The following is a 2,801-nucleotide window of genomic DNA, read 5'->3' as shown; positions in this document are numbered from 1 at the left end:
GGTAATGTTGCGGCATCCGCTTTGACTTCTTACGTAGGTTCAGAGCTGGGTATCGGTGACCCAGATATGTTAGCTGGCGGCATGACATCAGGAGATATCATAGCGGATACACTTGGCGGTATTGCGAATAGTGGGTTAAGATACGGCTCAGATAAGTTATTGGGTAATGAGACAAGCTGGAACTTTAAACATGTAGCGAGAGATTCGTTTGGTAATGCATTGGGTAATGCGGTTGCTCACGGAATTCTGTCATCCAATACACAAAATAAAGTAAAAAATATTCTTCAGAAATCAAGAAATCAAGTAACGTCGCAAGGTGCTGCTTCGCTTGAACAGCGTCAGACAGTAGAAGAAGCATTAAGCCAATTAACCCCTGAGCAAAGAAAGCGTGTGTTGATCAGTGAAACTGACAGCAATGTTAAGTTGAGCATTGAAGGTGAAACAGGCTCATTAAACTTCTTAAAAGGCGTTACGGAAGGCAGTAACCTGAAAAGCCAGCATGAATCGCTGTTAGGCTTCATGGAAAGCAATAATTTGTATCATGATAAGCGACTGCTTAATATGAGTGCAGGTTTCTATTCTGGGCGTTCAGCTTATTTTTCTAGCGAAAATGTAGCTCATCGTTCAGAGGCTGCTTTCGCACGTGGCGTGGCTAGAGGAGAGTACGCTTATGAGCAAGGCTATGCAGCGAGAATGGCAATGCCAGGTCAAATGAACTTTGATTTGGATGCTGCATTGGCTGGTAATAATGCAATGTGGGGTAATGGAAAGTTAAGAGCGCGAGCTGCGCGTGAAACCTACCATAGAATGAACAACGGCTGGAGAGGTTATGAACAAGAAAACCCTACTTTAGCTCAAACTACTAGCAGGCAGGCTTTACCCCAAACGATTACAGGGTTGGCTCTAGACGGAAGTGCTGCTTTAACTGGTGCATTAAAAGGCCAAGTTAATGTAGGAAACATATCTTATTCTGAGCCTTATAGAGGGGAACGTTTTACACATATACATAATCCTAACCCAAGCCACACTGTTCCAGCACTGGGACGGCAAGGACCTACTTCTTGGAAAGCAGTACCTTGGAATGCTTCAACCTCTTTGAAATTAGCTCATGGGGTCGGAGCATTTGCTCAATCAGCAAAATCTGGAGGAGTAATCGGGTCAGTCATGGCCCCTATAGGTACAATTTTGCAGTATACGATGGATGGTGACCCAATGAATTCTATGAAATTTGTGACTGATATGGCTAATAACACGAGTAAAGGGATTATTTCTGGGGCAGTAGCAGGGGTTGCGGGTGCAGCGACAACTGCCTTTGTTCTTGGTGCCGTAGCAACTGCACCAGCTTGGGTTCCTATAGCAGCGGGAATTGGAGCAGGGCTTGCAGTCGGAACTGCTGTTTCATCAGGCTATGATTGGGCTATTGAAGGTTTACGCAGTGGAGCTGAATCATTCGTTAATTATGGTGTTGAAAATTGGGGCTGGTAGTTAAGCCCCTTTAAAAGGTAGTGTAATGTTAAATAGTTCGGATCAGAGTGAATTGATAAACTTTTCAGGGATGTATGTTATTTGTATTTTAATAAGTGGGGCGTGGATTTTCTTACACCCATACTTTTCCAATGAAAGTTTTCAATTTTATTTGGCTATATTTTTAGTCAAAGTTGTACTTGTTGTCTGCGGTTGGTTTTACTTTAAGTCCAGCTCTGGGCTATCAGTTGGCTTTTTACTGTGGGAGAGCTTGCTCGCGATTTCAGCCTTATTATTCTCTATGTCAATTGTTTTTAATTTATGGACAAGTGCGCAAGGAGGAATTCTGGGGTTAATATTTATATTGGGAATTGTGTGTTGTGCAGCTGTAGTTGGCTTTTTAGTGAGGGTATTGGATCCTAAGTCAAACTTTCAATCGGGGCTAGAAAAGAGACGATTTACTCTTTCTAGCTTTACTTTTGATTCATCTGTTTGGCATAAAGATGTTTCAGATAATAATCCAGTTTATGTTTTTTTAGGCATAAAAAAGAAAGAATCAGCTGATTCATTTCAAAAGACTATCCGTCAAGGTGGTGTCTTGGCTGCAATAGTGTCTTCGTTGGGCGTTATAATTAGATCTTCGGGTGGAAGTGGTATATTTGAAGCTTTGGTCATAACACTAAGTACAAGTGCTTTTAGTTATGTATTTGCCTCACAGTATATTGCAGATCTGTATTTTTGCCTTAGAGCTGGGTTCTCTAAAAATACTAATGACCATAAGGTTATTTAGATAAAAAAGCCCTTGCTAATTTATTTAGCAAGGGCTTTTTTATTATTATCCGGCTGATAATTTACTGGTAACTTAAGATGGAACTTAAGATGGGACAGGCACAAATTTATTGCATTTTTTTAAAATGTGCCTGTCCTATTTTTTCCTAATATGGATACCAATCTTATCCGCCATCTGTGGCTGAGTAAGGTTGTTGTTCTTCCTTAGTTGTAGAAAACGTGCTGGAAAACTCATAGCAATATAACTCAAAAGCTGTTTATCCATCATTATCTCCTATGGTTCTAAAAAGAATTGACAAAAGTATCTACATGGAGCTTGTAATAATTCCTACTGAGAGACTTGACAAGGTTCTGGTTGGAACTTTTTAAATGAGGTATTTATGGCACGCATATCTGAAACTTAAGATAGGACAGGCACAAATTTTTTTGCTTAAACTAGGTTCTTTGGTTACTGTTTAAATATCCAGTTAAAATGGGTTTTGAAAAGGTATGACAAGAACAAGGAAAGCATTGATAGATTTGTCCTCGACCTCTTATTATCATTTAAT

2 protein-coding genes are annotated in these 2,801 nt (G+C 40.1%); both read left to right on the top strand.

From position 1 onward, the window contains the following. Window positions 1–1,485: hypothetical protein (locus L1286_RS23870; RefSeq protein WP_235409525.1), on the top strand; the 1,485-nt coding region annotated here is incomplete at its 5' end. A 25-nt stretch (window positions 1,486–1,510) separates the two neighbouring features. Then, window positions 1,511–2,254 (top strand): hypothetical protein, encoded by a 744-nt coding sequence (locus L1286_RS23865; protein ID WP_235409524.1) that lies wholly within the window; start codon window positions 1,511–1,513, stop codon window positions 2,252–2,254. Window positions 2,255–2,801: the final 547 nt, after the last annotated feature.

It is taken from the genome of Pseudoalteromonas sp. SMS1 (assembly GCF_021530565.1).
Lineage (GTDB): Bacteria > Pseudomonadota > Gammaproteobacteria > Enterobacterales > Alteromonadaceae > Pseudoalteromonas.
Note: the sequence above shows the minus strand (reverse complement) of the source record. Positions and strands in the feature narration are given on the sequence as shown.

Bases quoted from the DNA above. Each gene is read 5' to 3' on its own strand.
- L1286_RS23865 (WP_235409524.1), top strand. From the start codon at position 1,511: ATGTTAAATAGTTCGGATCAGAGTGAATTGATAAACTTTTCAGGGATG.